The following is a 25921-nucleotide window of genomic DNA, read 5'->3' as shown; positions in this document are numbered from 1 at the left end:
GCTCCTTCAGCCACTCCACCGGCCGAGGCGCGGGGCACGGTCCCGGCCGAGCACCGAGGCGCGGCCCGGCGGCTGTCCGAGCGGCTTGACCCACCGCGTCCACTGCTCCTGCGGCCGGTACCCCACCGCGCCCCACACCCGGTGCGCCCGCTCGTTCCGGTCGAGCACCATCGCGTCCCCGCGCCGCCCGCCGAGCTCCACGAAGCGCTCCTCGGCGGCGGCCAGCAGGGCGGCCCCGATGCCCTGCCTGCGGTGCCCGGGGTGCACGGCCAGCCGGTAGAGGTGACAGCGCCACCCGTCGAAGCCCGCGATCACCGTGCCGACGAGCTCGCCGTCGCACCGGGCGAGCAGCAGCGCCCGCGGGTCCCGCTCGTGCAGTCGCTCGACCCCGGCGAGATCGTCGCTGATACTCGTTCCCTCCGCGGCGGCCTTCCAGAAGTCCAGAACAGCGGCCAGGTCGGCGGCCGACGCGGGGCCGATATGAAGATCAGTCATCTCCGGATCCCATCATCCGGCCGCGCTCCCCCAAAAGAATGATCTGTTCCCTTTGCTCGTCCTTTACCATGTGGTGAAAGGTCCTCCTTGAGTGAAAGGTGTGAGCGTCCGCCCATGGGCGAGCCTCCCAGTCCCCGACATACCCGTTCGCGACATCGCGCGGTCCCCCGCTTCCTGGCCGATCATGGGACGGAGGTGATCGACCGATGACCGAAGTGCTCCTGCTGCTCGTGGCACTGCTGCTCTGCCTCATCTGCGGAGTCTTCGTCGCGGCCGAGTTCTCACTGACGACCGTCGAGCGCAGCGAACTCGAACGAGCCGTCGAGCGCGGCGAGCGCGGCGCCGACAGCGCCCTGGCCGCCGTCCGCACCCTGACGTTCCAGCTCTCCGGCGCCCAGCTCGGCATCACCGTCACCGGCCTGGTCATCGGCATGATCTCCAAGCCGTCGATCTCCGCCCTGCTCCAGGGCCCCTTCGAAGCCCTGGGCCTGTCGGCCGCCACCGCGTCCTCCGCCGCCCTGATCCTCGGCACCGTCCTGTCGACCGTCGTCCTGATGGTCGTCGGCGAGCTGGTGCCCAAGAACTGGGCGATCTCCTCCCCGCTCGCCCTCGCCAAGCGCGTGGCGACCATGCAGCGGGTCTTCAGCCGGGTTTTCAGGCCCCTGATCAGCCACCTCAACACCACCGCGAACCACATGGTGCGCCGCCTCGGCATGGAACCGGCCGAGGAACTGGCCTCCGCGCGCACCCCGCAGGAGCTGGTCGCCCTCGCGCGCCACTCCGCGAAGGCGGGCGCGCTGGAGAAGGACACGGCCGAGCTGTTCGTCCGGACGCTGAACCTCGCCGACCTGACCGCGGAGAACGTGATGACCCCGCGCGTCCAGGTCACCGCGCTCGACGTGCAGACCACCGCGGAGGACGTGGCGAACGCGACGCTGGCCACCGGCCTGTCCCGCTTCCCGGTCTACCGCGGCAGCCTCGACACCGTCGTCGGCACCGTCCACATCAAGGACGTACTGGCCCTGCCGGCTGCGGAACGCCGCCGCCGTCCCGTGTCGCAGCTGCTGCGCGAGCCCCTGCTCGTACCGGAGTCCCTCACCGTCGACCGGCTGCTGGACCGGCTGTCGGGCAAGCAGACGATGGCCGTGGTCATCGACGAGTACGGCGGCACGGCCGGAGTGGCCACGCTGGAGGACATCGTCGAGGAGGTCGTCGGCGAGGTCCGCGACGAGCACGATCCGCACGAGACCCCGGACCTCGCCACGGCCGGTACGGACGAGTCGGGGCGCCTGCTGTACTCCGCCGACGGCGCGGCGCGCACCGACCAGCTCCAGCGGATCGGCCTGCGCGTGCCGGACGGTCCGTACGAGACCCTGGCCGGTCTGATAGCGACCGAGCTGGGCCGGATCCCCGAGGTCGGCGACCGCATGGAACTGAACGGCTGGCGCCTGGACGTGGTGGACGCCGTCGGGCGCCGGGCCTCGCGCGTGCTGCTGCACGCCCCGGCCGGGACCGCCGAGGGGACGGAGGAGGGCCGATGACCGTCGTCCAGCTGCTGATCGGCCTGGCGACCCTGGTCGTCAACGCCTTCTTCGTCGGCGCGGAGTTCGCGCTGATCTCGGTCCGGCGCAGCCAGATCGAGCCGTACGCCGAGCAGGGCGACCGGCGGGGCCACGCCGTCCTGTGGGGCCTGGAGCACCTGTCGGCCCTGATGGCGGCGGCCCAGTTGGGCATCACGCTGTGCACCCTGGTGCTGGGTGTGGTGGCCGAACCGGCCATCGCGCATCTGCTGACCCCGCTGTTCGACCTCGTCGGCGTACCGGCCGGGCTCACCCACGTGATCTCCTTCGTGGTGGCGCTGACGCTGGCGACGTACCTGCACATGCTCTTCGGCGAGATGGTGCCGAAGAACGTCGCGCTGGCCGAGCCCGTGCGCACCGCGCTCCTGCTGGGGCCGCCGCTGGTGACCCTCACCCGGGCGCTGCGACCGATGATCTTCGCGATCAACGCCTTCGCCAACGCCCTGCTGCGCCTGCTGCGGGTGGAGGTCAAGGAGGAGGTCGCGGCGACCTTCACGGACGACGAGCTGGCCCGGATGGTCAAGGACTCCAGCGACGCGGGGCTCCTCGACTACCGGGCGAGCGAGCGCCTGCACGACGCCCTGGAACTGGGGCGTCGGCCCGTGACCGATGTCGTGCTGCCTGCGGACCGGGTGGTCACCGCCCGCGAGGGCATCAGCGCCGCCGGGCTGGAGCGGCTGTCGGGCGAGTCCGGGTACTCCCGGTTCCCGGTGGTGGACGCGCAGCACAAGATCCTGGGCTACCTGCACGTGAAGGACGCCCTGGACGTGGACGACGAGGACCGGGACGAGTCCTTCCCGGTGTCGGCGCTGCGGCCGATCGCCCAGGTACGGGCGGAGACCCCGCTGGACGACGTGCTGACCGCCATGCGGCGCAGCCGTACGCACCTGGCGGCGGTCCTCGGGACGGACGGCGCCATGACGGGCCTGGTGACGATGGAGGACGTACTGCGGGAGCTGTTCGGCAGGCCCGCCTCGGCATGATCCTTCGGGGCGTGCAGTCCCCGGCCCTGCGGGGCCGGGTACCGCGCGGTAACATCTTCTCCGCCATGGAGATGAATGCCTCTTACACCAGTTTCGTCGCGGTCGGCGACTCCTTCACCGAGGGAATGTCCGACCTGCTCCCAGACGGCTCCTACCGCGGCTGGGCCGATCTGCTGGCCGTCCGCCTCGCGGCGCGCGAGCCGGGCTTCCGCTACGCGAACCTCGCGGTCCGCGGCAAGCTGATCGGGCAGATCGCCGAGGACCAGGCCCCGGTGGCGGCGGCGATGGGCGCCGACGTGGTGACCCTGGTGGGCGGGCTGAACGACGCCCTGCGCCCGAAGGTGGACATGGGCCGGGTCCGCGACCACCTTGAGTCGGCCGTGGAACTCCTCGCCCCCTCCTGCAAGCGCCTCGTCCTGATGCGCTCCCCCGGGCGCAACGGTCCGGTGATGGAACGCTTCCGGCCGCGCATGGAGGAGCTCTTCGACACCATCGAGGAGCTCGCCGCACGGCACGGCGCCGTGGTGGTGGACCTGTACGGGGCCCCCGCGCTCGCGGACCCCCGGATGTGGGACGTCGACCGGCTGCACCTGACCGCCGAGGGGCACCGCCGGGTGGCTGAGGCCGTCTGGCAGGCACTGGGCCTGCCCGCGGAACTGGACTGGCGCACCGAACTGCCGGCCGAGGCTCCCCCCGGCTGGAGCGTGCGCCGGGCCCAGGACCTGAGCTTCGCCCGGCAGCACCTGCTCCCCTGGATCGGCCGCCGCCTGACGGGCCGCTCCTCCGGCGACGGCCGCCCGGCCAAGCGCCCCGACCTGCTGCCGTACGGGGACACCCCGCTCTCGTAGCAAGGCACAATCCCGGGCGGTGGCCCTACCTGCGTAAACACACAGCGGTGGCCCAAGTAGAATCCCTCCACTGTTCTACAGGGAGCCAGGTTCTCGCAGGTCAGGATCATTTCAGCGGCGACGTGAGAGATCGTTTCTCACAATCTCTCACACGAGCTCTTTTTGATCTCCGCCGTGGAAGACGTCGAGAGCTGCGGCGGCGCCCCTCATGTCCTCGGCTTCGATGGACACGTACTTGCGCTTGGTGAAGGCCGCGTTCGTGTGGCCGGCCCACGCCGCGAGGATGACGTCGGGCACGCCACTGAGGGCCAGCGCCTTCAGGACTGAGTGCCGCGCGTCGTACAGCCGCACCCGGCGAAGCTTCAGGTCCACCATCATCTGGTAGGCGTACTCCCGTAGCTGCCGCGTGTTCAGCGGGATGCCCAGCTCGTTCACGGCGACGTATCCCGCCTCGGTGTACGCCTCGCCCGCACGCTCCTTCTCCCGGGCCTGCTGCAGGCGCAGGGCACGCAGCGCTTCCCAAGGCCCGCGGGGCAGGGGAAGTACCCGCTCGCCGGATGCCGTCTTGGTGTCCTTCTCCAGCACGCGATGGTTGCCGATCATCGTGCGCGTCTGGTTGATGGACAGCAGACCGTCCTCGAGGTCTACGTCGATCCATCGCGCGCCGCACACTTCGGCCGGCCGAAGCCCCATCAGGGACAGCAGCAACGGCGCGAACAGGCGGTCCTCATGGATGCCGCGGATGAACGTCTGCACCTCGGCGACGGTCCACGGCTTGACCTGCTGACGCTCCCGCTTGTCCGTCTTCTTGTCGGCGAGCGAGGGCCGGACCTCGGCGGCCACGTTGACGGCTACCAGCTTTCGGACGACAGCACGGGACAGCGCACCCCGCAGCCGGGTCAGGACCCCCTCAACCGTGGACACCATCAGGCGCGTGCCCTTCTCCCCGCCCCTGCGGCGGCCGGCAGCCACCAGCTCGTCAACGAAGTCGCGCACGTCGTCCTCGGTGAGCTCCTGGAGGCGGATGTGCCCAAGCTGGTCGTAGACGTGCACCAAGGCCAGGCGGTACGTGCGGATCGTCGTCTCCTCGACGTCGCGCCGCTTGTACTCCAGCCACTGATCCAGCCACTCACCCAGCGAGATCTTGTTGGGGACGATGAGCGTGCCTGCCGCGCGGCCAGCCTGGATACGGGCCCGCTCCGCCAGGACTTCCTTCTGAGTGCTCCTGGTGATGGTGAGCTGAATCCGCTTGCCAGTCTCGTCGCGGCCAGCGTCGACGACCGTCCGCCACCGCACGGTGCCGTTCTGCAATGTGATCTTCTTGATGGGGTCCGGCATGCCGTGCTCCTTGGTCGTGAGCCACCCGAGCGGGCGCAGCTGCTCATGTGCGGGTGGTGGGTTGGACGTACATATGGGGCGGGCTCGGGTTGCGCTACAGCAGCCCGGGGTGGGCCTCGGGTGGCCGCCGGCGGCCGGGCTTCGGGGCGGCAGCGCGGGCTGCGGCGGCCTCGGCGGACGTCTTCACCCGGTGGCACGGCGCACAGACGCCCTGCAGGGCCTCCAGCTGGTGATCGTCGGTCATCGCCTCTATGTGGTCGGCGATCGTGCTCGGCCGTACTCCGCAGATCCGGCACAGGACGTCCCGGGCGAGCACCTGCGCCCGGATCTTCCGCCAGTCCTTCGGCAGGCGGCTCACCCGCGAGGACGTTCCCCAGTTGTGGGCCATGACGGCCCTCCCTTCACGTGGTTGGTCAGCGCAGGACGATGACGCGGCCCTTGCCGGGCAGTCCCGCCCTGGCCTTCTCCTTGCCGAGCCCCTTGGCCACGGCGTCGACCCGGCACTGCCAGGCGAGGACTGCGGCGACTGCGGCGTCGATCTTCCGTGGCGAGTCGGGGTGTTCCTTGGCTATCTGCGCCCCGACACGGGACTGCCGACGCCTCGAGTTGAGGACATGCCGCGTCAGCACGCTGGACCCGTCATGGGTGAGCTCGTTCTCGACGACCGACCCCCGGAACTTCTCCAGCGCCCGGACGATCAGATGGGCACGGCCGCCTGTCATCCACCATTCGATGGGATGCTGCGCCGTCGACTTCACCTTCAGCCGACGCCCGTGCTTGGCCTCCCACGCCGCTACGTGGGACTCCCACTTCGCGGGGTCGGCGTACATGCCCACCACCCGGTACCGCTTGAACGCGTCCTCGACCGTGGCCAGAACCTCGACCACGGGCACGTGCCAGTTCTCGCCCGCAAGCCCGTCCGGCTGTTCCCAGCATCCGATCAGGAACAGGTGGCCGTCCGAGACACGGCAGCCGACGAGGGCCGTGGCGTCCGTCACGCCGCGGGAACGGCTGCGGGATCCGTCGAAGCCCAGAACCACCGCCTCCTTGTCGCCGACCACCTTGTCGATGCCCGCGACTGCGGCCCACTCCGGCTGGGAAATCCAGGAGTCGGAGGCGTGGGTGATCTGGCCGAGGTAGAAGCGGCGGGCGTCCTGAGGGTCGGTGTCCGGGTCCCAGACTTCGGCCGCGATCCGCTCGAGGTTCACCCAGCCGCCGGCCTGCACTGCGGAGTCTCCGTAGGCGTGGCGCAGGCCTGCCATTAGAGAGTCCCGGTCGGCCATGTCTGTCTCCGGCGGCGCCTCCCGGTGGTCGTACAGCAGGCCCTCGTCGCGGGCGCGGCCCTCCCGGATCCGCTTGAAGTACTCGGCCGACGACTCCGCGACGGACCCGCCACCCGGGATATAGGCGTTCGGGGACTCCACGGACACGCCGCCGGTCTTGCCCAGGTTGCGCCGGAGCGTCGCGGCGAGCTTCACGCCGCCGTTCGACGGCCGCCACTCCTCCGTCTGGTCCAGGACGCACCAGACGGGCCGGTTGCCCTCCCGGGACGTGGCCGCCGACGTCACGAACTCGATGCGGCCCTTGGGGAGGTTCACGAACGTCTCGAGCGGCTCGATGCCCGGATACTCGTCCAGCGCCGGCCCTTCCCGCAGCATCTCCAGCAGCGGAGCCCACGCGTTCTTCGTCTGGTCCTCGGAGACGGCGGCCAGCTGGAGCCACGGCGTGCGCAGGGAGGCCCACGGACGGCCCGCCGGCTCCCCGTTGGCGTCCCAGCCGTCCGGGACGACGTCGGCCAGAGCCTCGGCGCACGTGAGGGCCGCCAGCAGAGGCGACTTGCCCCACCCCTTCGGCCGGGACAGGACCGCCCGCCGGTACCGGCGCTCACCCGTCCGCGGGTCAACTGCGTACAGGTTCAGGACGAACTGGGCCTGCTCGCGCGTCAGTCGGAACGGCACGTACTCGGAGCGGTCCGGGGCGGCCAGGTAGGTGTGCATCCAGTTGATGACCTGGTACCCCAGGGTGGGCAGCTCGCCCGCATATCTAGGCCCCCGCCACGGCATCCGCTCCACCCCCCGGCAGCACCTTCAGGTCGCCGAACTGCTCCTCGGCCGAGGAGCCGGCTGGCCGCTTGCTGTCGGCCTCGTCGGCCTGGGCGAACTGCATGCGGAGCCTCGCCCGGTCCTCGGGCGTCGCGCCGAACTTGGCCACCCGCAGGCGCAGCTCGGCGCCGGCCGTCGACTCCCCGTTCCAGTGCCGGGCGTGCACCAGGGCCGTGTCACGCAGGAACGACCAGTCGGTCGAGGTGAAGTGCTCGGCCTGCGGGGACGCCTTCCACATCTCCCACCACTCCAGGGTCGCCGCGGGCCACGGCACCTCGACCATCTCGTCGCCCTGGCGGGCGCGCAGCGGCGGCAGTTCGGGCGCCTCGGCCTGCTCGAACCGCAGGACTGCCTGTTGATGCCCGTCCTTGCGGTGGCCGGCGCGGCGCCGGGGGTCCTTCGGGGCGGGTCCACGACCAGCCATGGCGCTCCTCCTAGCTCAAGATCCAAAAGCCCCAGACGTGGGGCCACAGACGGCATGAACACGACTCCGATCCGGATAACCCCAGGTGGGGTGTATCCCCCCAGGTCAGAGGCGTGATCAATTGGGTGCCCCGGGCGGACCGTGTGGCCCGTCCGGGGCTGCGGCGCTGGTGCGGCTCGAGGTAGCCGGCTCCGCACCATCGGTTCGACGCTCGTCGAGAGATCACGATGTCGATGCCATTGACGCCGAGTTCATGGGTCACGCGCTGAGCACCTGCGTGACGTAGGTCGCGGCGGACCGAGGGGAGAGGGCCGACCGGTGGGCGTGGCCGGCGTCCCGCCACAGCGCTACCTGGGCGCTGCGTTCCCTGACTTCGCCGGGCGTTGCGAGGCTGAGCGTGAGCTGGTTCTGGCGCACGAGGTACACCCAGCGCGCGACGGGCTGCTGCCGTAGGTCTCGCCAGTCGTGCAGCACGGGCGCCATGTTCTGCCAGTCGCCATCCATGACGGCCTGCACGGTGGGCTGAGGGAAGTGGGCGACAGCGAACAGGGCGTTGTCCCTGCCTCCGTCGCCTCCCGCGACGCTCACGATGTCGGCTCGATCGTTGATGAGCTGTTCCAGCTGAGCTGCTGCTCCCTCGGCCTTGGTGTACGCGGCCGAGTGGACGGGGTTGTTCCAGTCCAGCCGTGACGCCTCGATGAGGGAGGGGTCGGCGGGCAGCTTGGCCGCGGCCTTGGCAACGACAGCCACCAGGGTGGTGAACTCCGTGACCAGGCCGGCGATCCACTTGGGCACGGCGTCTCTCGTGGCGGTGATGAAGCGCTGGTCGGCTTCCTCAGTGAACAGGTCGGCGGCCCGCCGGGTGACGTCGGCGAGGCGGAGCGCTTCGGCGTGCTGCTGAATGACGGCGGCGGCTTCGGCGGCGGTGGCGGGCAGAGCCGGACGCTCGGGGTCGGGGGTGCGGCCAGCGTCGAATACCGCGGCCTGCAGGCGCTTCGCCTCGTACACGTCCTCGGGGACGGGCAGCTTGCGCCGCTCGGCGGCACGGATGGCCCTGTCCGCGTCGGCGGTGGTGGCTGAGTTGAACATCAGGCTGCCTCCATGTCCTCGTCGGCCAGGGCGTGGGCCTGGGCGTCGGACAGCCGGTCGAGGCCGCCGGGCTTGGGCAGGAGGAACTGCATGGCGTGCTTGGTCTCCCAGAAGTCGTCTCCGGTGCCGGGCAGGCCGTTCCACTCCTGGGCGGCTTCGCCGAAGCCGGGGGTGTTGGCGGCGTGCTGGTCGACGACGTCGGTCCAGCCCCAGCCGTTGGCGTGGGCGGCGACGGCCTGGGCGAGGGTGTGGTCGCCGTCGCGGTTGGCGCGGGCGAGGGTCTCGGCTGCGATGCGCGGGTTGTCGATGGCTGCGGCCCGGTCGGCGGCGTCTCGGCGGGCGAGGACGGTGCCGGGGTCGGCGTTGCTGGTGCTGCCGAACATCTTCCGGTCGAGCTGCTCGCGTCGGCTGGCAAGGTCGGCGAGTTCTGCCTGGCGGACGTGCTCGAGCTGCTGGGAGGCCTGCGACCATGCCTTCGCGGCGAGGACCTGGCGGGCGTGGTCGCTGTAGGCGCGGTTGCTCTGGATGCGGTCGAGCTGCTGCTGGTAGCGCTCGCGGATCTGCTCGGCGTTCATGAGAGGTTCCCTTCGGTGGCTTCGGGGTGGGGCTGATAGTTGGGGCAGACGGGGGCGTGGGCGTCGGTGCAGGGGCTGCGGTAGTCGGTGTGGAGGCGGGCGCCGCAGCCGGTGGAACACAGCCGGTACCGGCCGCGGCGGACGGCAGTGCCGCAGGCCTCGCAGAGGAGTGGCACCCGCCGCCGTGGCCGACTCATGGCTTTTCCTTCGGGCTTGCGATGTACGGGTGAACGTCGAACCGCGGGGACGGCTTACGACCCCGCCGGCCGTTCTCCGGAGGCGGGATCAGGGCGAGCCAGCCGTATTCCTCGAGCTGCAGCAGGACGTCGTTCATGACGTCCATCTCCGTGGCCCACTCGCGGCCCTTCAAGGCCTGCCAGGCGTCACGGGCAGAGAAGGCGTCCCCGGGGCTGCTGCGGCCCCGGAGCCACCCGACGACGTCCCTGAGGGGCTTGACGGCGCCTTCCCGGTTCTTGCCCATGAGGTCAAACACGGCGCGGGCGTGCGCGATGAAGTACGGGGTCATGGCGAGGACGTCCGTGATGCGCTGGTGGTCGATCTCGCGGGCCCCGGGGTCCTCGTAGAGGGTGAGGCAGGCCGCGACCCGGATGAGCTGACCGCGCAGCTTGCCCGCCCAGTCGGCGAGGTCGTGCAGGTCCCCGCCGGGCTTCCGCCGCTTGGCGAACGCGTTATAGAACTCCCCGAACGCCTTCCGGGCCGGTTCCGTCAGCTCGATCGTCAGCACGTCGGGGCAGGCCCAGACGCGCTTAATGAGGTCACGGATCCGGTGGTCGTAGGCGCTGGCCAGGTGCGCGGGCACGGGCGGGGAGTCGAAGGTGTCCTCGTCCGTGGGCGCGGGCTTGGCGTACAGGAAGCGACCCAGGAGTCCGGACTGCCTAAACTCGGGGTTCTGCTTCTCCAGTCCGGAGATGATGCCGGGCTGCACGATCAGCCCCAGGGCCAGGAACGTGTGAGACATCCGCGAGGACGCCCGGCCGGTCCGGTCGATGGTGTACGGGCCGCCCGTGTACGCCTCGAGCAACAGGTCAGTGTTGGCCTTTCCGTTGTTGCCGTACAGGCCTGCCGCGACCTTGAACAGTCCGCCCTCAGAAGCCAGGGAGCCGATTCGGCCGCCCTGCTCGTACATGCGCTTGGCGAGCGCTTCGAGGGTGATGTCGCGGACCAGGAGCCGGGGCAGCTCCGGGGCGTCGCCCAGCTCGAGGAGCTTCACGCGGGCTGCCTCGGCGTCCGCCTCAGCCGACAGCCGCTTGTCACTGTCGGAGTTGGCGGCGTTCTGCTCGGCCTTCGTCATGCGGGCCGTGGTGATGCGGATCTCCTGGGCGGTCGCCTCGACGTCGGGGCGGGCCGCGTCCATCAGCTCCTCCTCGATCTCCCGGAGCGGGTTGGCGGCGGCGTTCAGGGCGGGGGTCTTCTTCTCCGAGGAGTCCGCCAGGGCCGCCAGGTACAGAGCCGTCGACTCCTGCCAATCGGACTTCACCTGCACTCGCCGCCGGCCACCGGTCGCCGTGGAGATGGTCGCCAGCGCGGCGAACGCCACCAGGTCGACGGGCACCTGAAGGGACTCGGCAGCCGCGGTGACGAACTCCCCGAGACTCCCCAGCGAGGCGATGGGGAACGGCGGTACCGGGGCCGCCGCCAGAGAGACCGGCTCATCCCAACCGCCATCGAGGATCTGCGTCCCAGAAATCCCAGAACTCGGATCCGGTCCCGCTCCTTGGGACGGCACCGCCATTGTGGGATTTGTGGGATGCGAATCTGGGGTGAGCAGATCCGGGTAGCCGAGCCCCGCCGCAAGGTGATCCGTGATGTCCTTACCTCGCGCCGGCTCCAGCACCCGGACCGGGATCCCGGCCTCCTGTACCGAGGCCACGACGGCCGCGGCGTGCTTGGCGCCCGGCTCGTCGCGATCACGGATGACGATGACCTCAGAGGCGCCGGCCAAGGCGCGGGTGTAGTCGGCGGTCCACTTCCCCGCTCCTCCCACGTTGCAGGTGGCGGTGGCACCGGTGGCCCGAAGGTTGTCGACGTCCTTCTCGCCCTCGACGACGAACACCGGACTGCCGGTCTTCACCGCCTCGAGGACTTCGGGGAGCCGGTAGAGCACCCGGCGGATGCCGGACACCCCGGCCGTGCCGTCGGGCCGGTACTGCCGGAACGTCTTGCGCTCCCCGTCGTAGCCCGGCTCGATACGCCGCACGACGTACAGCACCTGGCCGTGTTCGTCGACGTAGGGGTACTCGGCGACGACCTGGGGGCGCTCCCGCTTCTGCAGGGGCTCGTCGAACAGGTCCGCCATGGTCAAACCCAGGGCACTGACGACGTCCTCGGTCGCACAGCCGGCGTGGCAGTTGATGACCACGCCCTTGGCGCCGTTCGTGACCGACAGGGACGGGGCCCGGTCCTCGTGCGCCACGCACTGCCAGGCATTACCGCGGCCCTTGCTGCCGCGGAACTCCAGCGCCTCGATGACGCGTCCGTATGCGCTCATACGGCCACCGCCGGTGCCCGCAGAACGACGACGTAGACCGTGCTGCAGGGGCCCGTCTTGAGGACGGAGCGCACGAGAGGGAGTGGCACCCGGTGGAGGTGAGGATGGCCGCAGCCGGGGCACCGTTCGACCTTGACCTGCCGGTGCCACATCCCCGAACGGGACCTGTACGTGTCCACCCGACCCGCTACACGTGGGGCCTGGTCCTGTGAGAGGCTGGTGATAGTCGACCCGCCAGCCGCGGAGACTTTCGGATCCCGAGTACGTGCCCCGTACTCGGGATCCTGTGCGTTATGGGTCATGAGGCTTCTCGTTCCTCCCCGGACAGCAGGCGGATGAGGTCTGCGGTGATGACGACGTGCCGGCTGCCGAAGGGAATGGTCTTGACGGGGGACTGTCCCGCTTTGATCCGCTCGTGCAGGTGGCTCTTGCTGCAGCCGAGGGCTTCGGCTGCCTGGGGGATGCCGATGGTGGCGGGCCAGCTGCGGATGACGGCGAGGGTGGGCCGGCTCTTCGAGACGAGCTTGTTCACGCCGCGGCTCCGTTGTGCTCGGCATCCCACTGGTCGAGGCAGTCGGGGTCGTAGAGCCAGTTCTGCCCGCGCTTGACGGCGCCGGGGATGTACCCGCTGTAGCGCCAGCGTCGGACGGTGGCCGGTGCAACGCGGTAGCGGCGGGCCACTTCCGCGGTCGTCAGGTACTTATCGATGCGTCCCTGCAGGGCATTCATGGGTCCCTCTCTGGGGTGTCGATGACTGATTGGAACATCACGACACCCTCTGTTGTACATGGCCTGTCGTGATTGGTCAATCAGGGTGTCGCGATGGCGCATCCGCGTTGACTAGCGTCGGAATCGGGCATACCGTCGGGCTGTGATTACCGACGAGGACCTTCCTGCGCCGTGGCGAGTTGTCGCCTCTCCCATCGATCAGGAGCGGGCAGCTGCGCTTGACGCGACGGCTGGACTGCCGACTGGGGCCGACGATCTGGCCCTGGTCTCCTGGGACTTGCTCGAGAACGCCGAGACATCCCGGCGCGTCATGCTGCGGATGGGTAGTGGCGAATCGGGAGTCGAGATCACGGGCGTGTACGTTCCCGGTCCTGGTTCAGTCGGCATTGGGGAGTTGCGGAGTATCCCGCTCGCGGCCATCGAGGCGGCTGTCCGATCCCGTACCGCTCAGGCCACCGCCCGGGTCAGTGCCGCCCTGATGGCCGGTCCCGACGAGGACGGTCCGCTCGGGAATCCGACCGGGCCCAACGACACTCGCTTCTACGGCCGTCTCGCTCTGCGGTACCTCCGCCTAGCCGGCATCTCACACCGGCCAGCTACCGACTTGGCGAAGGAGGAGGGTGTCACGCCTCGTACCGCCCAACGGTGGATCTCCCGCGCTCGAGAGCTCGGGCTTCTCCCGCCTGGGAGGCCGGGGCGAGCCTCCTAATCCCCCCTTCCAGGGGCCCTGCGGCTACTAGCTGCAGGGCCCCTTTACCGTCGCTACCTTGCAGGTCAGGGGCCTCTACCTGCCCCGCTACCGGGGTAAAGAGGTCCCGCTACTTTGGGGCCCTTCGGGGACCGGCCCGGACCTGCGTTACACAGGCCCGGATCGGGGCCCAAGTAGCGCCCCTCCCCGCTACCCGGTGAAGGGGACGGCGCCCTCGATGTCGCGGCGTTGGTAGCCGGCGCCGTTCACGCCTTCGATCTTCACTTGCTTGCTGGTGCGCTTCACGCCTGCCTGGTCGAGCTCCTTGGCGAGGCGGTCGGCGTCGTAGTCGCCGTAGTTGTCCTCGTCGAGGTTGGCCAGCCGGTCGAGGAGATCCCTCGTGTACATGCGGGGGCTGTGCTTCATGACCTCGAGGACGTCGGAGATGATCGCGGGTACGCGCAGGCCCTGCTCTTCGGCCCCGGTGACGAGGTCGCCCGCGGCGTCGCCGGTGAGCTGGCCGATCTCCTTGCGCATCGTCCGGCCCTTGGCGCACATGGTGTTGAACTCGGCGGTGGTCAGCAGGTCGTTCTTGACGGTGGCGAACGACGCCGGGCCGGTCACCAGGACGACGACACCCATGTGGTCCTCCGACAGGACTGACGCGTCCGCGCCCATGCTGGCCTTGCCCTTGCCGAGGACCATGTCCGACGAGGTCTGGTCGGTGACCTGGGTGCACGCCCGAATGGTGATGATCTCTCGCAGCTTGGTCGGTACCGATTCGGCGTCGGGGCGCTGGCTGGCGTAGTTGGAGATGAACCCGGCGGCCGGGCCGCGGCGGGCGATGCGCGCCATGTCGTCGATGACGGCCTTGCGTTCCTTCTCGTCGCCGATCGCGATGAACGCTTCCTGCAGCTCATCCACGGTGAAGAAGATGAACGGCATCTTGTACTTCTCGACGATGTACGGGGTGAGCTTGCCCTCCGGGCAGACGGAGGTGGGGAGTTCCCGCAGGATCGCGAAGCGGCGTTCCATCTCCGCCAGGAGCTCCTGCAGCATCGCCTTGAAAGCCTCGATGGCGTCGTCCTCGGCGCCGAGGATCAGGCGGTGGGCGACCTGCCGCATCTGGATCCAGTCCTGCCCGCCCTTGAAGTCGGCGAGGTAGTGCCGCACCCACGGGTCGAGCAGGCCGGCCGCCGTCAGCAGGCGTTGGGTGAATGTCTTGCCGCGGCGGGGCAGGCCCCCGAAGAACATCGACTGCCACACCACCGGTACGGCAACCCGGTTGCCGCGGGCGTCCTGCCCGAACGGGATCGCATCCCAGACGGAGAACCGGTCGAGCTTGACCAGCGGCGACGGTGTCGGGTCGGCCAGGTACGGGTCGTCGTCGGCAACCCACATCGACACCCGCGACGCGTTGCCGCCCTGCGCCGCCCGGACGCGGGACATGACCACCTGGATTTCGTCTACGCCGAGCTCGGCGGCGAGGGTGGTCCGCTTGGCGAGGACGTCCGCAGCAGTCTTCCCGCCGCCCTTCGGCAGGTCGAAGACCACCGCCCAGCCGCGGCCGTCACGGACCGGGCCCATGACGCAGGCGACTTTCGGTCCGTCCTCGTCGCCCTTGCCGCTTTTCAGGAGGCCGGCGGCGCGCAGGGCGTCGTTCAACTGCTGGGCGCTCATGTCGACGCGCAGCGGCGGGGTGCCGTGGTCGAGGAGCTGTGTCTTGCCGCCGCGGCCGAGGTAGGCGAGGGGGGTGACGACGGCGCCGGTCATGCCGGTGAGCAGCAGCGGCGGCGCCAGGTAGAAGCCGATGGCCGCTGCGGCGACACCGACGGCGGCGGCGCCGAAGCGCCAACGCCGGGTCTGCGTGCGTGCGGCGTGAGCCATCTGCAGCCGGACCGCCAGGTCGACGTCCTCGGGCTTCAGCTTGGCCTGCGCCTTCAGGGCCTTGACGGCGGCCGTGTGGTCCTGCGCGGACAGGGTCGGCCACAGCCCGACGGTGGCCCGGTAGAAGCCACGAGAGGCCAGCCACACGGTCTTCACCGCGTACTTGGGGACGCGGATGCCGTGGAAGCGGGTGTGCCACCAGCACAGCCGGCCGAGCGCCGAGGCGTTGGCCTTGAGCAGGGCCGGAGTGCGGGCCCATGCGGGCAGGACGGGCACGTCGGGGACGGTCAGCCAGTCCGCGAGCGGGTTGTCGTCCCGGTCGACCGCCTCGACGGCGGCGGGGGCTTCTTCGGGGATCGCCGGAAAAGCCTGGTCGGGGGCGACGGTGTACTGCGGCTTGAGCAGGTTGACGATGGTGTGGCCGTTGACCGGCCCGACGATGGTGTCAGCCATGATGCTGTCTCCTTCTCGTGCAAGGGGGCGGCCGGTTGCCCGGCCGCCCCGTGGCCGGCTACTTCTTGCGCTGCTGCTCCTCGCGCTTACGGGCGCCCTCGATGACCTTCTCGACCTTCCGTTCCAAGTCGCCCTGGTAGACGGTCTGAGAGGCGATGCCCCGCTTGAGCATCCGGCCGGTCAGCCACGCGATCTTGGCCACCTCGCCTGCGGTGAACTTCGGATCGGCCATTACCGGTACCCCGCCCCGTCGAGCTTGTTCCGTTCCCGCCGGATGGTGGCCTCGACGGACGTCTGCTTCGCGTCGGGAACCCTGGCGAGGATCGCCTCGAGGGCCTCCTGCTTCGACGCTCCGGCGGTCAACTCGACGCGGGCCAGGTGGGCGATGTTCGGGGTCTGCTCGACCGGTTCGCGAACCGTGTTCGCCCTGTTCAGAGGGGCCGGAGAACCGTGCATAATATCCACGGTTTCGCCATGTTCGCGGACCTGTTCGGCCGTGATCTTCGCGGCAGCGGGAAGGTGATCAAGCCCTGCAATCTCGTTCAGGTCCCGCTCGGCGGCCAGTAGCTCGAGGCGTGCAGCGACTTCCGCTTTCGCGGCCTGCCGCCTCGCCCCGGCGATGGCGAGCTTGGCGCCGGCCTTCGACATCTCCGCCGCGACCCACGCGGCGTCGCCCGGGTTGAGCTCCTTCTCGATGTGCTTGAACACGGCCAGCCACAAGCACTTGGAGACGACCGACACGGCGGCACCGACCGCGGCCATCGGCCAGCTGCCCGCCTGCCAGCCGTGCAGGAAGATGGCGGCCGCGGCGACGAGGACGAGGAGCCATCCGACCTTGCGGGGGAACTGCCGCTTGTCCGGGTCGAACCGTGCCAGGTACTCCAGCACCAGCACGGCCAGCCATGCGATGTCGAAGACTGCACCGGCCGCGTACCCGACACCGCCGCCGAGCAGCTGCCCGATGGACACCGTCGACCACACGATCGCCACCAGCGTGAGCGCCAGGACCAGACCGGACACGCCGACCAGGGCGACGGCATCCTTGTCGCGGGGCAGCTTGGGCGTGCGGACCGTGTACGGCTCCGGCACCAGGTGGGTGGTGCCGTCGATGGTCCGGTCGACCATGCGGGTACGGACCTCTTCGAGGAACTTCATCGGGCGTCTCCGTTCGTGTCGCGGTCGCCGTGCTCCCAGATCCAGGACTCGCCCATGTGGGCGTCGGTCGGGTCGTCGGTGTGGCTGGCCCGGTGCTGGTCGGCGAGCGTGTGAAGGAAGTTGACGGTTTCGGGGGCGGTGTTCCGGAAGCGGATCGACCACGGGCAGGCCGGGCAGTCCAGGAGCTGCTCCGGCCGGCGGCGGGCCCACAGCTCGGGGACGAGGTGCCACAGCGCGGCGGCCAGGACGAGGACCGCGATCACGTTGAGTGCGGCGTTCATTCGGTGGCTCCTTCGGCTACGCGCACCACACGGTGAGCGGCCAGGTTGGCGCCGTGCCGGTCGTGGGCACGGTTCGCGACGATCAGGGCGGCCATCAGGGCCGGAACCTCGGGGAGGGGCCGGGCCGACCGGCCGAGGGAACGCAGCGCCGCGTTCTCCGTCGGCCGGCGGATCGGCCAGTGCGAGCTCACTGCTCCGTCAGTTCGTCGATGACCCGCAGCAGGGCCTCGACGGTGTACTCGAGGGCGCCGATGGTCCGGCAGAGGTCCACATCGGTGGCAGCCCCGATGCTCATGGCCTTCGATGCGGCCAGGGCCTCACGGGCCATCGCGATGTCGAAGTCGCGGCTGATCCTGTCCTCGGCCATCACAGCTCCTCCTGCAGGGACTGCAGGCGGGCCCTCAGCGGCAGCAGCGTGTACAGGGCGTGCGCGGTGAGCGTGGCCGCCAGGTCGCCGAGGCCGGCGGGGCCGAACTCGTAGTGCTCGCCCTCGATCTCGACCGCCACCCACACCCCGCGGTGACTGTGCTCCGAATACGGGTACTGCGACAGGAACGCCGTCAGCAGGGTCACGTCGCCGATCCCGGGGATGTGCAGGGTGGCGGGCTGCTCGACGCCCTGGTGGTGGATGTCCGACCGGTGGATGTCATCCCGGTGGGCGATGGCACACCAGGACGGCTCGGGCACCTCGACGACCCCGTGGTCGGTGGTCCGCACCGAAACGATCCGCGGGGCGCTCACAGCTCCACCCGGCCCTGCGCACGGAGGACGGTCAGCTGGGCGTGGACGTCACGGAACTTCGCAAGCTGGGCCTCGAGCGTCAGGATCACCGACGCCAGGCCGTCCGGGTCGAGACCCTCCATGAAGTGGTCATCGACGATCTCGACCTGGGCGTGCGGGACCCGCTCGGCCATGTGCCGCGAGAAGGGGATCTGCCGGATGAACGCCCCCAGCACCCGGAATTCCTCGACGTTGCGGCCGTCGTTGACCGGCAGGTACACGTTGCGGCCGTCGGTCTGGCACCAGACGTCGTGCGGGTGGGTCGGCGTCTCCCGGTCGTCCTCGTGGTCGTTCGTGCAGCCCGGCATGCAGGTGACTTCCTGCAGCTTGCCGGTCGTCCGGTCGATGAACGACCACGTGCGGCCGGCGGCGGGGAGGGTCTCGCGGGTGGCGGCCGTCGGCTGCGTCGGGACCGCGGCCAGCTTCGGCTCCGGCCGGAACATGCGAGGCAGGTCAGCAGGGATCGCGTTCACAGCGCCACCCCCAGGGCCTCGGCCGGGATGCCGCGCTCGTCTGCGTAGGCCTTGAGGGCGGAACGGGGGATGCGGTACGTGCCACGGCCGGCGCCGACCCGGTACGAGCCGATCAGGCCCGTCCGGACGGCGACGTACACGGTGGAGGTGTCGACGCCCAGGGCGACGGCAACGTCCTTGACTTTGAGGGCCGCTGCGCCAGGGCGCACGGGGGTAGAGTTCTCCTGCATCGGTTTCTCCAGATTCCAGATGCGTGGCCCTGACGGGCTCGGTGTTGGTAGCACCGAGACACCCCCGTCGGGGCCTTAGTCATGTCTGACTTGTCCCGCCCTGTCGTTCTGTCGGGCGTGCCACTAAGGTGTCTTAAGAGGCTCTGTCATGTCAAGAGGCTTCGTAAGGTGTCTTAAGAAGGGAGAGTTTGGATGGTTGGGGAAGGTAAGCGGCTACCGGTCTACCGGGAGGCGGCCAACGAGATCATCGAGCGCATCAAGAGCGGCGAGCTGCAGCCTGGCGGAGCTGCTCCGTCTGCACGCCAGCTCGTGGAAAGCACTGGAATGAGCAGCGCGACGGCGGCGCGGGTTCTCGGTGTGCTTCGCGACGAGGGGTGGATCGACACTGTCCCCGGGCGCGGCAGCTTCGTAAGGACGCCCGCCCCGCTGACAAGAGGAGCGGACCGACTGTCCATGCTCCGCGGCGGTGGGACCGGATTGGCCGATGGCGAGCGTGTCGAGATCCTGCTCGGCGTCACTGCGCCGGCCGAACAGGAGATCGCCGATGCCCTCGGCTTGAACGTGGGTGACCTGGTCGCCGTGCGCCGTCGGCGCTACGTCGACACCGCGGGGGTCTCTGCGGTGTCCTCCACGTGGATCGCGGGCGCCCTGGCACGCGAGCTGCCCGAGTTCACGCGGGCCGAGCCCCTCCCCACAATGACGTTCGGGCTCATCGAGGAGCGGACCGGCCGCCGGGCCACTCGACGCCGCGACGCAGTGTCCGTCCGCGCAGTGCCACAAAACATCGCCTCACTCCTCGGCGTGCAGGCCGGCCGCGACGTCCTCGTGGTGACCAACCGGTACTGGGACCAGCACGGCGAACCCACCGAGTACGCCATCGACTATCACGCCCCTGGCCGCGAGCTCATGTCTGAGTACGATCTCGACTGACGATGAGGTGGGGATGAGCGCAGCGCAGCACCACCCCTACGCAAAGAAGGCCCCGCCGGAAACCCGGCGGGGCCTTCGTCCTTTGCTACGACAGACGTCTCACACACGTCTCACAAACCCACGCGCTCACCGCTCCGTGATGGCCCCGTGACCTGCATTTTCCTGCAAGCCATGGACATGTGCGGTCCTCCATGGACGGGGGGTAAACTCCCTCCACGTGACTGCCAAGCCCCGCATCCCCAATGTCCTGGCCGGCCGCTACGCCTCCGCGGAGCTCGCCGTCCTGTGGTCCCCCGAGTACAAGGTGACGCTGGAGCGGCGGCTGTGGCTCGCCGTGCTGCGCGCCCAGAAGGACCTCGGTATCGAGGTCCCGGACGAGGCCCTCGCCGACTACGAGCGCGTCCTCGAGACCGTCGACCTCGCCTCCATCGCCGAGCGCGAGAAGGTCACCCGGCACGACGTGAAGGCCCGCATCGAGGAGTTCAACGCCCTCGCCGGTCACGAGCACGTCCACAAGGGCATGACCTCCCGCGACCTGACCGAGAACGTCGAGCAGCTGCAGATCCGGCTCTCGCTCGAACTCGCCCGGGACCGCACGGTCGCCGTCCTCGCCCGCCTCGGCAAGCTGGCCGGCGAGCACGCCGAGCTGGTCATGGCCGGCCGCTCCCACAACGTGGCCGCGCAGGCGACCACCCTGGGCAAGCGCTTCGCGACCGCGGCCGACGAGCTGCTCGTGGCCTACGCCCGCCTCGAGGACCTGCTGGGCCGCTACCCGCTGCGCGGCATCAAGGGCCCCGTCGGCACCGCCCAGGACATGCTCGACCTGCTCGGCGGCGACGCCGCCAAGCTCGCCGACCTGGAGCAGCGGATCGCCACGCACCTCGGCTTTGCCCAGGCCTTCACCTCGGTCGGCCAGGTCTACCCGCGCTCGCTCGACTATGACGTGGTCACCGCGCTGGTACAGCTGGCCGCCGCCCCGTCCTCGATCGCCAAGACGATCCGCCTGATGGCGGGCCACGAGCTGGTGACCGAGGGCTTCAAGCCCGGTCAGGTCGGCTCCTCCGCGATGCCGCACAAGATGAACACCCGCTCCTGCGAGCGCGTGAACGGCCTGATGGTCATCCTGCGCGGCTACGCCTCGATGACCGGCGAACTGGCCGGCGACCAGTGGAACGAGGGCGACGTCTCCTGCTCCGTGGTGCGCCGCGTGGCACTGCCGGACGCCTTCTTCGCCTTCGACGGCCTGCTGGAGACCTTCCTGACGGTTCTCGACGAGTTCGGCGCCTTCCCGGCGGTCGTCGCCCGCGAGCTGGACCGCTACCTGCCCTTCCTCGCGACCACCAAGGTCCTGATGGGCGCGGTGCGGGCCGGCGTGGGCCGCGAGGCCGCCCACGAGGTCATCAAGGAGCACGCGGTGGCCTCCGCCCTCGCCATGCGCGAGCAGGGCGCCGAGCGCAACGAGCTGCTCGACAAGCTGGCCGCCGACGAGCGGATGCCCCTGGACCGTGCCCAGCTCGACGCGCTGATGGCCGACAGGCTGTCCTTCACCGGCGCCGCGGGCGACCAGGTCGCGGTGGTGGTCTCCCGTATCGCGGCGATCGCCAAGGAGCACCCGGAGGCCGCAGGGTACGCGCCGGGGTCGATCCTCTGACCCCCGACGAGCTGAACGCCGCCCGCGACCGCGTCCTCCCGGACGTGGTCGCGGGCGGTCTGCGTGTGCTCTTCTGCGGTATCAACCCCGGACTCCTCTCCGCCGCGACGGGCCACCACTTCGCACGCCCCGGCAACCGGTTCTGGCCGGTCCTGCACCTCTCGGGCTTCACCCCGCGCCGGCTGGCCCCGGCGGAGCAGGAGGAGCTGCTGACCTACCGTCTCGGCATCACCAACGTCGTGGCCCGGGCCACGGCCCGCGCCGACGAGCTGAGCGCCGAGGAGTTCCGCGAGGGGGGCCGCATCCTGACGGCCAAGGTGGAGCTCCTGCGCCCCCAGTGGCTGGCGGTGGTCGGCGTGACCGCCTACCGCACCGCCTTCGGCGAGCCGAAGGCGAAGATCGGCCCCCAGGAGCGGACCATCGGCTCCACCCGCATCTGGGCCCTCCCCAACCCGAGCGGTCTCAACGCGCACTGGACCGCCGAGTCCATGGCCCAGGAGTACGCCCACCTGCGCACGGCCGCCGAGGCTTCCGAAGGCTAGGGCGGGTCGGTGACGGTGACCCCTGCCATCAGCAGGTAGGGGTCCTCGGAGTCCCACTGCGCCACATAGGCCACCAGCCACTGGTCCCCGACCCGCCACAGGTGCACGTGGTCGGTGCTGTTTCCCATCTCCCCCCATGGCTGCGGTATCTCCTCCCCGTCGAACCGGCGGTCCCTCAGCGTGCCCAGAGCGAAGACCTGCGGTTCGCCCCACCGGTCGGTCGCGGCCTGGGCGAGCGCCCCGTACTCGGCGCCCATCTGGTCGGCCGCCTCGATCCGGCCGGTGCCGTCGTCGTCCCAGAAGTCCTGTGTCCTGGCGAGCTGGACCAGGTGGAATCCCGGGCCGCTGCTGTTTCCTCCGGTCCGGACCGGCTCGGGCGGGAACTCCTTAGCCCTGAGCCGGTCGATCGTGTCGAGGTGCTCTGCCGTGGTCATACCGTCAGTATCCCGAGGGCCACTGACAACTGGCCCGGCGTCACGCGTCCCTGCGGCGCACCGCCAGCCAGCCTCCCAGCACCGCGGCTCCCGCCCACAGCGCCAGTACTCCCAGCCCGGCCCGCGGGCCGAGGTCGCCGTACGACTGACTGCGCATCATCGCCTGTCCGGCCCGGTCGGGCATGAACCGTCCGACCCCGCTGGCCGCCGAGCCGACGATGAAGGACACCATGACGACAAAGGGTATGAGGATGCTCAGGACTGCCACCCCCCTGCGCAGTACCGCCGTGAGTCCGGCCGCGAACAGCGTCATCAGCGTCAGGTAGAGCCCGCAGCCGACGACGGCCCGCACGGTGCCGGGGTCACCCAGTTCGAGGGCGTACTGCCCCATGAAGGCCTGGCCGGCCACGAAGGTCAGCAGTCCGGCCAACTGGCCGACGACGAGGGCGAGCGCGCCCAGCATCGAGATCTTGGACAGGTAGAAGCGGGTGCGGTCGGGCACGGCGGTGAGGCTGGTGCGCAGGGCTCCGTTGTGGAACTCGGCGGAGAAAGCGGTCGCGCCGAAGGCGATGGCCGCTATCTGGCCGAAGTTGAGTCCGTAGAAGGACGCGAGGAGCGGATCCTCCCCCATGCTTCCCTCCTCGGCCCGGCCCAGCGCCGCGGCCGTCAGCGCCTGGATGCCCACCGTGGCGATGAGGATGGATATCAGCGACCAGAAGGTGCCCCGGAGGGACCGGATCTTGATCCATTCCGAGTGCAGTACGGCGGTTGCGGGCAGAGCGGCGCTCATGGCGAAGCCTCCAGAGAGTGCGGGAGCGGGTGTGCGGTCAGTGGGTTGCGGTGAACTGCGCGTGATCGGCGGTGAGGTCGAGGTAGGCCTGCTCGAGTGAGGCACGCTCGTCGCAGAGTTCCAGCAGGGGAACCCCTTCACGGGCGGCCAGGCCGCCGAGCCGCTCGGCCTGTATGCCCTCGACGGTCCATCGCCCGCCGTCGGAGGTCACCAGCTCGAAGCCGTCGCGGGCCAGGGCGGCCCGCAGCCGGACCGGGTCGGAGGTGCGCAGGCGCACCCTCGGGGTGCTGCGGGCGTCGATGAACTCCTCCATCGAGGTGTCGGCCAGCAGCCGGCCGTTGCCGAGAACCACCAGGTGGTCGGCCAGCGCCGAGGTCTCCGACATCAGGTGGCTGGAGACCAGGACGGCGCGTCCTTCCGCGGCGAGGGAGCGCATCAGCTCTCGGATCCAGATGATGCCCTCGGGATCGAGGCCGTTGGTGGGCTCGTCCAGCAGGAGCACTCCTGGGTCGCCCAGCAGCGCGGCGGCGATGCCGAGGCGCTGGCGCATGCCGAGCGAGAAGGACTTGATCCGCTTCCTGGCGACGGAGGCTATGCCGGCCTGCTCCAGTACCTCGTCCACCCGGCTCAGGGGCACACGGCCGGCCGCGGCCAGGAGACGCAGATGGTCACGGGCGGTGCGCCCGCCGTGCGCCGCCTGGGCGTCCAGGAGGGCGCCGACCCGGTGCAGCGGGTCCGGGAGGTCCACGTAGTGCCGGCCGCCGATGGTGGCCGTGCCGGATGTGGGCCGGTCCAGGCCCAGGAGCAGGCGCATCGTGGTGGACTTCCCCGCGCCGTTGGGGCCCAGGAATCCGGTGACCCGCCCGGGCAGGACATCGAAGGTGAGGCCGTCCACCGCACGGTGGGTGCCGTATCGCTTGGTGAGTTCTCGGATCTCGATGCTGTTCATGGCTCAAGATTCGCCGCCGGCCCCACCCCCCTCCCTCCCCCATGCGAGGGTGCCGTCTCCCCCGCATGGGGGAGACGGCCCTGACCGGGTCACTGCCACCATGGAGTCATGTACAGACTGCTGCGGGCCCCGTTTCAACCAGTGACCTATTCACGCTGGTTGCATCTCTGCGTGCCTCTGCTGCTGCTGGCCATATGGATGTTCATCGTGCCCGAGTGGCCGTGGGGGCCCATGCTGCTCATCCTGCCCTTCGGACTGGTGCCCTGGGTGCGGCTGGCGGAGGGACTTCAGGCGCAGTTCCTGCTCACCCCGTACGACCGCGACCCCTCCGACAGCGCGATAAGCCTGGCTCCGTCGGCGCATTGGGGGGACCGCTGGCGCACGGTGCTGTGGCTGGAGACTCGGATGGTCACCGCTGTCGGTGCGGTCGGCGCCTCCGTCTGTCTGCCCACGATCGCCGTGGAGCTCATCGCGATCGCGGTCGGGCATCCGATGCGCGCCGACTTCCTTCCGTTCGTGCCCGCACGCTGGGCCGCCGCTCTGCTCGTCCCCGTGCCGCTGGTGCTCCTCATCGTCGTCGTGTCCCTGCTCGGCGAGTTGATCACCGCGGTCGCCACCCGCCTGCTCAGCCCGTCGGCGGCCGAGCGGCTGACCGCGCTGGAGGCGCGCACGGAGCAGCTGTTGGAACGCACCCGGATCGCGCGGGAGCTGCACGACTCCATCGGGCACGCGCTCACCGTCGCCGTCGTGCAGGCGGGCGCGGCGCGCGCCACGGGGGACCCCGTCTTCACGGAGCGGGCCCTGCGCGCGATCGAGGAGACCGGCCGCGCCGCGCTGGAGGATCTGGAGCGGGTGCTGGGGGTCCTGCGGGAGTCCGGACCGTCGCCGTCGCAATGGCCGACGCTCGCGGAGGCCGACCGGCTGCTGGAGTCGGCCCGGGCTTCGGGCTCCGCCGTCGACGCGCAACTGACGGGTGCCCTGGAGAAGTTGCCGGCATCGGTCACCCGGGAGGGGTACCGGATCCTGCAGGAGTCGCTGACCAACGTGCTGCGGCACTGCGGCCCGGTGCCGGTGCGCGTGCGGGTGGAGCTGACCGCGGCCGGGCTGGACCTGGAGGTGACCAATCCGCTGCCGGATCGGCCCGGGGTCACGCTCGGCGGCGGCAGCGGACTGCGTGGGATCCGTGAGCGTGCCGCGCTGCTCGGCGGGGAGGCCGAAACCGGTCTGTACGAAGGGGGTTGGAGGGTGCGCGCCCGGCTGCCGCTGGAGCGAATACGCTGACCGGATGCCGGTTACCGTACTGCTCGTCGACGACGAACCCCTGGTGCGCGCGGGTCTGCGCGCCGTCCTGGACGCCCAGCCCGACATCGAAGTGGTGGGTGAGGCGGCCGACGGCGCCTCCGTGATCCCGCTCGTCCGGCAGTTGCGGCCGGACGTGGTCGCCATGGACGTGCGGATGCCGCTCCTCGACGGGATCGAGGCGACCCGCGCGGTGCTGCGGACCGTGGACTCCCCACCGAAAATCCTCGTGGTGACCACCTTCGAGAACGACGAGTACGTCTACCAGGCACTGCGGGCGGGAGCGGACGGCTTCCTGCTGAAGCGAGCCCGGCCTTCGGAGATCGTGCACGCGGTACGGCTGGTGGCGGAGGGCGAGACGCTGCTCTTCCCGGCGGCCGTACGGGCCCTGGCCGCGGAGTACGGGAACCGGCAGGCCCGGGCGACGCTGGAGCGGGCCGCCCTGACCGAGCGGGAAGAGGCCGTTCTGCGGCTGATGGCGCGCGGACTCACCAACGTGGAAATCGCCGCCGAACTGATCATCGGCACGGAGACGGTCAAGTCCCACGTCAGCGCCATCCTGGCGAAGCTGGGGGCGCGGGACCGGACACAGGCGGTGATCACGGCGTACGAGTCGGGCTTCGTCTCGCCCGCCTGATCCCCTCCGGGGGAAGGGCTGCTTCCGGCCGATGGGGGGCTGCTTCTCGCCGACACAGCGGGCGGGCAGT

31 protein-coding genes are annotated in these 25921 nt (G+C 70.2%); 8 read left to right on the top strand and 23 right to left on the bottom strand.

Features of this window, described 5'->3' with window-relative positions:
- Positions 1 to 6: 6 nt before the first annotated feature.
- A complete protein-coding gene (locus tag ACIQZO_RS22555) occupies positions 7 to 495 on the bottom strand; it encodes a GNAT family N-acetyltransferase (protein ID WP_403628740.1) in 489 nt (162 codons plus the stop codon).
- 206 nt (positions 496 to 701) lie between these two features.
- Between ACIQZO_RS22555 and ACIQZO_RS22550 the strand changes: the two genes are divergently transcribed.
- The 3 genes from ACIQZO_RS22550 (at position 702) to ACIQZO_RS22540 (ending at position 3906) form a co-directional block, all read left to right on the top strand.
- Positions 702 to 2036 (top strand): hemolysin family protein, encoded by a 1335-nt coding sequence (locus tag ACIQZO_RS22550; RefSeq protein ID WP_403628737.1) that lies wholly within the window; start codon positions 702 to 704, stop codon positions 2034 to 2036.
- On the top strand, positions 2033 to 3058 hold the full coding sequence (locus ACIQZO_RS22545; RefSeq protein WP_403628735.1) for a hemolysin family protein: 1026 nt from the start codon (positions 2033 to 2035) through the stop codon (positions 3056 to 3058). The genes ACIQZO_RS22550 and ACIQZO_RS22545 overlap by 4 nt, the downstream gene beginning before the upstream one ends.
- A 65-nt stretch (positions 3059 to 3123) precedes the next feature.
- Positions 3124 to 3906: an SGNH/GDSL hydrolase family protein gene (locus ACIQZO_RS22540; RefSeq protein WP_403629028.1), complete on the top strand. Its 783-nt coding sequence runs from the start codon at positions 3124 to 3126 to the stop codon at positions 3904 to 3906.
- A 147-nt stretch (positions 3907 to 4053) separates the two neighbouring features.
- On the opposite strand, the gene xerC is transcribed toward ACIQZO_RS22540, so the two are convergent.
- The 19 genes from xerC to ACIQZO_RS22445 all read right to left on the bottom strand — a co-directional run bounded on the left by xerC (position 4054) and on the right by ACIQZO_RS22445 (position 18619).
- Positions 4054 to 5244: a tyrosine recombinase XerC gene (xerC, locus tag ACIQZO_RS22535; protein WP_403628733.1), complete on the bottom strand. Its 1191-nt coding sequence runs from the start codon at positions 5242 to 5244 to the stop codon at positions 4054 to 4056.
- Positions 5245 to 5338: 94 nt separating this feature from the next.
- Complete coding sequence (locus ACIQZO_RS22530) at positions 5339 to 5632, bottom strand: HNH endonuclease (RefSeq protein ID WP_403628730.1); 294 nt, start codon at positions 5630 to 5632, stop codon at positions 5339 to 5341.
- Positions 5633 to 5657: 25 nt separating this feature from the next.
- Positions 5658 to 7307: a terminase gene (locus ACIQZO_RS22525; RefSeq protein WP_403629025.1), complete on the bottom strand. Its 1650-nt coding sequence runs from the start codon at positions 7305 to 7307 to the stop codon at positions 5658 to 5660.
- Positions 7288 to 7770: a hypothetical protein gene (locus ACIQZO_RS22520; protein ID WP_403628728.1), complete on the bottom strand. Its 483-nt coding sequence runs from the start codon at positions 7768 to 7770 to the stop codon at positions 7288 to 7290. Before ACIQZO_RS22520 ends, ACIQZO_RS22525 begins: the two co-directional genes overlap by 20 nt.
- Positions 7771 to 8028: 258 nt before the next feature.
- Positions 8029 to 8859 (bottom strand): hypothetical protein, encoded by an 831-nt coding sequence (locus ACIQZO_RS22515; protein WP_403628725.1) that lies wholly within the window; start codon positions 8857 to 8859, stop codon positions 8029 to 8031.
- The gene (locus tag ACIQZO_RS22510; RefSeq protein ID WP_403628722.1) at positions 8859 to 9434 is read right to left on the bottom strand and encodes a hypothetical protein; all 576 of its coding nucleotides are present in this window, start codon (positions 9432 to 9434) and stop codon (positions 8859 to 8861) included. Before ACIQZO_RS22510 ends, ACIQZO_RS22515 begins: the two co-directional genes overlap by 1 nt.
- Positions 9431 to 9631: a hypothetical protein gene (locus tag ACIQZO_RS22505; RefSeq protein ID WP_403628719.1), complete on the bottom strand. Its 201-nt coding sequence runs from the start codon at positions 9629 to 9631 to the stop codon at positions 9431 to 9433. The genes ACIQZO_RS22510 and ACIQZO_RS22505 overlap by 4 nt, the downstream gene beginning before the upstream one ends.
- Positions 9628 to 11943 carry a DUF3987 domain-containing protein gene (locus ACIQZO_RS22500; RefSeq protein ID WP_403628716.1) on the bottom strand — a complete coding sequence of 772 codons (2316 nt, stop codon included), beginning with the start codon at positions 11941 to 11943 and terminating at the stop codon, positions 9628 to 9630. The genes ACIQZO_RS22505 and ACIQZO_RS22500 overlap by 4 nt, the downstream gene beginning before the upstream one ends.
- Positions 11944 to 12241: 298 nt before the next feature.
- Entirely contained in the window at positions 12242 to 12475 is a 234-nt protein-coding gene (locus ACIQZO_RS22495; protein WP_403628712.1) for a helix-turn-helix transcriptional regulator, read from the bottom strand.
- Complete coding sequence (locus tag ACIQZO_RS22490; protein WP_403628710.1) at positions 12472 to 12672, bottom strand: helix-turn-helix domain-containing protein; 201 nt, start codon at positions 12670 to 12672, stop codon at positions 12472 to 12474. Before ACIQZO_RS22490 ends, ACIQZO_RS22495 begins: the two co-directional genes overlap by 4 nt.
- An 898-nt stretch (positions 12673 to 13570) precedes the next feature.
- A complete protein-coding gene (locus ACIQZO_RS22485; protein ID WP_403628707.1) occupies positions 13571 to 15700 on the bottom strand; it encodes a cell division protein FtsK in 2130 nt (709 codons plus the stop codon).
- 58 nt (positions 15701 to 15758) lie between these two features.
- Entirely contained in the window at positions 15759 to 15932 is a 174-nt protein-coding gene (locus tag ACIQZO_RS22480; protein ID WP_403628705.1) for a DUF6257 family protein, read from the bottom strand.
- Positions 15932 to 16855, bottom strand: a complete 924-nt coding sequence (locus ACIQZO_RS22475) for a hypothetical protein (protein ID WP_403628702.1) — start codon at positions 16853 to 16855, stop codon at positions 15932 to 15934. Before ACIQZO_RS22475 ends, ACIQZO_RS22480 begins: the two co-directional genes overlap by 1 nt.
- Positions 16852 to 17136: a hypothetical protein gene (locus ACIQZO_RS22470; RefSeq protein ID WP_403628700.1), complete on the bottom strand. Its 285-nt coding sequence runs from the start codon at positions 17134 to 17136 to the stop codon at positions 16852 to 16854. Before ACIQZO_RS22470 ends, ACIQZO_RS22475 begins: the two co-directional genes overlap by 4 nt.
- A complete protein-coding gene (locus tag ACIQZO_RS22465) occupies positions 17133 to 17327 on the bottom strand; it encodes a hypothetical protein (RefSeq protein ID WP_403628697.1) in 195 nt (64 codons plus the stop codon). The genes ACIQZO_RS22470 and ACIQZO_RS22465 overlap by 4 nt, the downstream gene beginning before the upstream one ends.
- Positions 17324 to 17503: a hypothetical protein gene (locus ACIQZO_RS22460; RefSeq protein WP_403628694.1), complete on the bottom strand. Its 180-nt coding sequence runs from the start codon at positions 17501 to 17503 to the stop codon at positions 17324 to 17326. Before ACIQZO_RS22460 ends, ACIQZO_RS22465 begins: the two co-directional genes overlap by 4 nt.
- Positions 17503 to 17877 (bottom strand): DUF6907 domain-containing protein, encoded by a 375-nt coding sequence (locus tag ACIQZO_RS22455; protein WP_403628692.1) that lies wholly within the window; start codon positions 17875 to 17877, stop codon positions 17503 to 17505. Before ACIQZO_RS22455 ends, ACIQZO_RS22460 begins: the two co-directional genes overlap by 1 nt.
- On the bottom strand, positions 17874 to 18389 hold the full coding sequence (locus ACIQZO_RS22450) for a DUF6907 domain-containing protein (RefSeq protein WP_403628689.1): 516 nt from the start codon (positions 18387 to 18389) through the stop codon (positions 17874 to 17876). The genes ACIQZO_RS22455 and ACIQZO_RS22450 overlap by 4 nt, the downstream gene beginning before the upstream one ends.
- Positions 18386 to 18619: a helix-turn-helix domain-containing protein gene (locus tag ACIQZO_RS22445; RefSeq protein ID WP_403628686.1), complete on the bottom strand. Its 234-nt coding sequence runs from the start codon at positions 18617 to 18619 to the stop codon at positions 18386 to 18388. Before ACIQZO_RS22445 ends, ACIQZO_RS22450 begins: the two co-directional genes overlap by 4 nt.
- 192 nt (positions 18620 to 18811) lie before the next feature.
- On the opposite strand from ACIQZO_RS22445, the gene ACIQZO_RS22440 reads away from it, so the two are divergent.
- The 3 genes from ACIQZO_RS22440 (at position 18812) to mug (ending at position 21742) form a co-directional block, all read left to right on the top strand.
- Positions 18812 to 19549, top strand: a complete 738-nt coding sequence (locus ACIQZO_RS22440) for a GntR family transcriptional regulator (RefSeq protein ID WP_403628683.1) — start codon at positions 18812 to 18814, stop codon at positions 19547 to 19549.
- A 217-nt stretch (positions 19550 to 19766) separates the two neighbouring features.
- Complete coding sequence (purB, locus tag ACIQZO_RS22435) at positions 19767 to 21200, top strand: adenylosuccinate lyase (RefSeq protein ID WP_403628681.1); 1434 nt, start codon at positions 19767 to 19769, stop codon at positions 21198 to 21200.
- Positions 21197 to 21742: a G/U mismatch-specific DNA glycosylase gene (mug, locus tag ACIQZO_RS22430; protein ID WP_403629023.1), complete on the top strand. Its 546-nt coding sequence runs from the start codon at positions 21197 to 21199 to the stop codon at positions 21740 to 21742. The genes purB and mug overlap by 4 nt, the downstream gene beginning before the upstream one ends.
- Here mug and ACIQZO_RS22425 read toward each other — a convergent pair.
- The 3 genes from ACIQZO_RS22425 to ACIQZO_RS22415 are packed head-to-tail and all read right to left on the bottom strand — an operon-like array spanning position 21739 to position 23915.
- Positions 21739 to 22176: a hypothetical protein gene (locus ACIQZO_RS22425; protein WP_403628679.1), complete on the bottom strand. Its 438-nt coding sequence runs from the start codon at positions 22174 to 22176 to the stop codon at positions 21739 to 21741. The two genes, mug and ACIQZO_RS22425, sit on opposite strands and share 4 nt — an antisense overlap.
- A gap of 40 nt (positions 22177 to 22216) precedes the next feature.
- The gene (locus tag ACIQZO_RS22420; protein WP_403628676.1) at positions 22217 to 22966 is read right to left on the bottom strand and encodes an ABC transporter permease; all 750 of its coding nucleotides are present in this window, start codon (positions 22964 to 22966) and stop codon (positions 22217 to 22219) included.
- Positions 22967 to 23003: 37 nt separating this feature from the next.
- Positions 23004 to 23915 (bottom strand): ABC transporter ATP-binding protein, encoded by a 912-nt coding sequence (locus tag ACIQZO_RS22415; protein WP_403628673.1) that lies wholly within the window; start codon positions 23913 to 23915, stop codon positions 23004 to 23006.
- Between the two features lie 108 nt (positions 23916 to 24023).
- Between ACIQZO_RS22415 and ACIQZO_RS22410 the strand changes: the two genes are divergently transcribed.
- A complete protein-coding gene (locus ACIQZO_RS22410; RefSeq protein ID WP_403628671.1) occupies positions 24024 to 25196 on the top strand; it encodes a sensor histidine kinase in 1173 nt (390 codons plus the stop codon).
- Positions 25197 to 25200: 4 nt separating this feature from the next.
- Positions 25201 to 25851 (top strand): response regulator, encoded by a 651-nt coding sequence (locus ACIQZO_RS22405; RefSeq protein ID WP_403628668.1) that lies wholly within the window; start codon positions 25201 to 25203, stop codon positions 25849 to 25851.
- Positions 25852 to 25921 lie beyond the last annotated feature (70 nt).

Source organism: Streptomyces sp. NPDC097617 (assembly GCF_044761485.1).
Lineage (GTDB): Bacteria > Actinomycetota > Actinomycetes > Streptomycetales > Streptomycetaceae > Streptomyces.
The sequence above is the reverse complement of the archived record's forward strand: the minus strand, read 5'-3'. Positions and strand labels throughout refer to the sequence as shown.

Coding starts and splice junctions, on each gene's coding strand:
- ACIQZO_RS22555 (WP_403628740.1), bottom strand. CDS start 495: ATGACTGATCTTCATATCGGCCCCGCGTCGGCCGCCGACCTGGCCGCT.
- ACIQZO_RS22550 (WP_403628737.1), top strand. CDS start 702: ATGACCGAAGTGCTCCTGCTGCTCGTGGCACTGCTGCTCTGCCTCATC.
- ACIQZO_RS22545 (WP_403628735.1), top strand. CDS start 2,033: ATGACCGTCGTCCAGCTGCTGATCGGCCTGGCGACCCTGGTCGTCAAC.
- ACIQZO_RS22540 (WP_403629028.1), top strand. CDS start 3,124: ATGGAGATGAATGCCTCTTACACCAGTTTCGTCGCGGTCGGCGACTCC.
- xerC (WP_403628733.1), bottom strand. CDS start 5,244: ATGCCGGACCCCATCAAGAAGATCACATTGCAGAACGGCACCGTGCGG.
- ACIQZO_RS22530 (WP_403628730.1), bottom strand. CDS start 5,632: ATGGCCCACAACTGGGGAACGTCCTCGCGGGTGAGCCGCCTGCCGAAG.
- ACIQZO_RS22525 (WP_403629025.1), bottom strand. CDS start 7,307: ATGCCGTGGCGGGGGCCTAGATATGCGGGCGAGCTGCCCACCCTGGGG.
- ACIQZO_RS22520 (WP_403628728.1), bottom strand. CDS start 7,770: ATGGCTGGTCGTGGACCCGCCCCGAAGGACCCCCGGCGCCGCGCCGGC.
- ACIQZO_RS22515 (WP_403628725.1), bottom strand. CDS start 8,859: ATGTTCAACTCAGCCACCACCGCCGACGCGGACAGGGCCATCCGTGCC.
- ACIQZO_RS22510 (WP_403628722.1), bottom strand. CDS start 9,434: ATGAACGCCGAGCAGATCCGCGAGCGCTACCAGCAGCAGCTCGACCGC.
- ACIQZO_RS22505 (WP_403628719.1), bottom strand. CDS start 9,631: ATGAGTCGGCCACGGCGGCGGGTGCCACTCCTCTGCGAGGCCTGCGGC.
- ACIQZO_RS22500 (WP_403628716.1), bottom strand. CDS start 11,943: ATGAGCGCATACGGACGCGTCATCGAGGCGCTGGAGTTCCGCGGCAGC.
- ACIQZO_RS22490 (WP_403628710.1), bottom strand. CDS start 12,672: ATGAATGCCCTGCAGGGACGCATCGATAAGTACCTGACGACCGCGGAA.
- ACIQZO_RS22485 (WP_403628707.1), bottom strand. CDS start 15,700: ATGGCTGACACCATCGTCGGGCCGGTCAACGGCCACACCATCGTCAAC.
- ACIQZO_RS22480 (WP_403628705.1), bottom strand. CDS start 15,932: ATGGCCGATCCGAAGTTCACCGCAGGCGAGGTGGCCAAGATCGCGTGG.
- ACIQZO_RS22475 (WP_403628702.1), bottom strand. CDS start 16,855: ATGAAGTTCCTCGAAGAGGTCCGTACCCGCATGGTCGACCGGACCATC.
- ACIQZO_RS22470 (WP_403628700.1), bottom strand. CDS start 17,136: ATGAACGCCGCACTCAACGTGATCGCGGTCCTCGTCCTGGCCGCCGCG.
- ACIQZO_RS22460 (WP_403628694.1), bottom strand. CDS start 17,503: ATGGCCGAGGACAGGATCAGCCGCGACTTCGACATCGCGATGGCCCGT.
- ACIQZO_RS22445 (WP_403628686.1), bottom strand. CDS start 18,619: ATGCAGGAGAACTCTACCCCCGTGCGCCCTGGCGCAGCGGCCCTCAAA.
- ACIQZO_RS22440 (WP_403628683.1), top strand. CDS start 18,812: ATGGTTGGGGAAGGTAAGCGGCTACCGGTCTACCGGGAGGCGGCCAAC.
- ACIQZO_RS22425 (WP_403628679.1), bottom strand. CDS start 22,176: ATGACCACGGCAGAGCACCTCGACACGATCGACCGGCTCAGGGCTAAG.
- ACIQZO_RS22420 (WP_403628676.1), bottom strand. CDS start 22,966: ATGAGCGCCGCTCTGCCCGCAACCGCCGTACTGCACTCGGAATGGATC.
- ACIQZO_RS22415 (WP_403628673.1), bottom strand. CDS start 23,915: ATGAACAGCATCGAGATCCGAGAACTCACCAAGCGATACGGCACCCAC.
- ACIQZO_RS22410 (WP_403628671.1), top strand. CDS start 24,024: ATGTACAGACTGCTGCGGGCCCCGTTTCAACCAGTGACCTATTCACGC.
- ACIQZO_RS22405 (WP_403628668.1), top strand. CDS start 25,201: ATGCCGGTTACCGTACTGCTCGTCGACGACGAACCCCTGGTGCGCGCG.